The 2,003-nt window shown below is 72.2% G+C and carries 3 protein-coding genes; all 3 read left to right on the forward strand.

Annotation, left to right across the window (positions count from 1 at the left end; translation table 11 throughout):
* The coding region (locus D183_RS27115; protein ID WP_039729484.1) for a FimV/HubP family polar landmark protein at positions 1-286 on the forward strand (286 nt) is incomplete at its 5' end.
* Between the two features lie 220 nt (positions 287-506).
* Complete coding sequence (gene truA / locus D183_RS0122865; protein ID WP_017911049.1) at positions 507-1,280, forward strand: tRNA pseudouridine(38-40) synthase TruA; 774 nt, start codon at positions 507-509, stop codon at positions 1,278-1,280.
* Entirely contained in the window at positions 1,277-1,939 is a 663-nt protein-coding gene (locus tag D183_RS0122870; protein WP_010342993.1) for a phosphoribosylanthranilate isomerase, read from the forward strand. The genes truA and D183_RS0122870 overlap by 4 nt, the downstream gene beginning before the upstream one ends.
* Positions 1,940-2,003: the final 64 nt, after the last annotated feature.

Here is a 2,003-nt window from a genome sequence, read left to right on the forward strand (position 1 = left end):
GCCGTCGCCGGTGGTCGCAGTGCCGGGCGGCGACGCCCATGCCGACAAGGACGCCGGCGGCGGCCGGCAGGAGCCGACCTGGCATCAGCCTGCCGCGCCGGCCCCGGCCCCGGCCGAAGCACCGTCGCCGTATCCGCCGGCGGGCCGCGAGCGGTTGGAACTGGCGGTGGCGTACATGGATCTGGGCGACAACGAGACGGCACGTACCCTGCTGACCGAGGTCGCGGCCAGTGGCGATCCGGCCGCACGCGCCGAAGCGCTGCAATTGCTGGGACGGCTGGACTGATGGTGGCAGGCGGCGCGCGGCGCGCTCGCCGCGGCCGTCCGGCCTGGATCGGGACGGCCCAGCGGCATTTTGCGCATCGGCGACGGGCGCGCGCCAAGCGCGCGCTTCCGGTCGGGCAGGGGCACTGCCGCGGCGGCGTTGCAGGCGCCTCGTGTTGGTCCCTGCGCGCGTCGGCCGCAGCGCGCGCCGACGTCGATGCCGCACTGCAGTGGAGGTCGCCATGCGCTACGCGCTAGGCGTGGAATACGACGGCAGCGAGTTCCAGGGCTGGCAGCAGCTCGGCGAGAGTGGCGGCCCCAGCGTGCAGGCCACGCTGCAGGCGGCGCTGTCGTCGGTGGCCGACGCCCCGGTCAGCGTCGTCTGCGCCGGCCGCACCGATGCCGGCGTGCACGGCGAATGCCAGGTGGTGCATTTCGATTGCGATGCGCCGCGCCCGGCGCGCGGCTGGATGCTAGGCGCCACCGCGCGGTTGCCGCCCTCGGTGTGCGTGCGCTGGTGCGTGCCGGTGGCCGACGACTTCCACGCGCGCTTCTCCGCCCGCGCGCGCCGCTACCGCTACCGCCTGCTCAACCGCCAGGTACGCCCGGCGCTGTACCGGCAGACCCTGAGCTGGGAGCGGCGGCCGCTGCAGGCCGACGCTATGCACGCGGCGGCGCAGGCGCTGCTGGGCGAGCAGGATTTCAGTGCTTTCCGCAGCGTGCAGTGCCAGGCGCTGCACGCGCGGCGCGAGCTGCAGTCGATCGCGGTGACCCGCAGCGGCGAGCTGGTCGAGATCCAGGTCCAGGCCAATGCATTCCTTCATCACATGGTGCGCAATATCGTTGGTTCCCTTGTCATGGTGGGAACGGGCGAAAAGCCGGTGTCCTGGATTGGCGAACTGCTCGCGGGACGCGACCGCCGCGTCGCTGGTCCGACGGCACCGCCGCAGGGCCTGGTGTTCGTCGGTCCCCTCTATCCCGCCCACTGGACGCTTCCGGACGAGGTCACGCTATGAATCGCACGCTGTATCGCACCCGCATCAAGTTCTGCGGCATGACCCGCGCCGGCGACATCCGCCTGGCAGGCGAGTTGGGCGTGGATTCGATCGGGTTCGTGTTCGCCCATGGCAGCCCGCGGCGGGTGGCGCCGGCCGAGGCGCGGGCCATGCGCCAGGCCGCCGCGCCGATGGTGGACGTGGTGGCGCTGTTCCGCGACAACCCCAAGGACGAGGTGCGCGAGGTGCTGCGCACGGTGCGTCCGACCCTGCTGCAGTTCCATGGCGACGAGGACGACGGCTTCTGTCGCAGCTTCAACCTGCCGTACCTGAAGGCGGTGCCGATGGGCGGCGGCGAGGTGAATGCGCGCACCCTGCAATTGCAGTATCCGAACGCCGCTGGCTTCCTGTTCGACAGCCACGCCCCCGGCGAAAGCGGCGGTTCGGGCAAGACCTTCGACTGGTCGCGGCTGCCGACCGGCCTGCACCGGCCGTTCCTGCTCGCCGGCGGCATCAACGGCGACAACGTGTTCGACGCGATCATCGGCACCCTGCCGTGGGGCGTGGACGTGTCCAGCGGCATCGAGAGCCAGCCCGGGATCAAGGACGGCCACAAGATGCGCAAGTTCGTCGAGGAAGTGCGCCGCGCCGACTGCCACGAGTTGAACACCAACTGCTGAGCGCGGCCGGCTGGCACGCGCCGCCGGGAGCAGCCCGCTGCCGGGTCCGGGCCGGCGCCGGCCG

The organism is Xanthomonas sp. SHU 199, from assembly GCF_000364665.1.
GTDB lineage: Bacteria > Pseudomonadota > Gammaproteobacteria > Xanthomonadales > Xanthomonadaceae > Xanthomonas_A > Xanthomonas_A sontii.

What these genes read in the sequence shown, in the direction of transcription:
- truA (WP_017911049.1), top strand. Translation starts at nt 507, where the DNA reads ATGCGCTACGCGCTAGGCGTGGAATACGACGGCAGCGAGTTCCAGGGC.
- D183_RS0122870 (WP_010342993.1), top strand. Translation starts at nt 1,277, where the DNA reads ATGAATCGCACGCTGTATCGCACCCGCATCAAGTTCTGCGGCATGACC.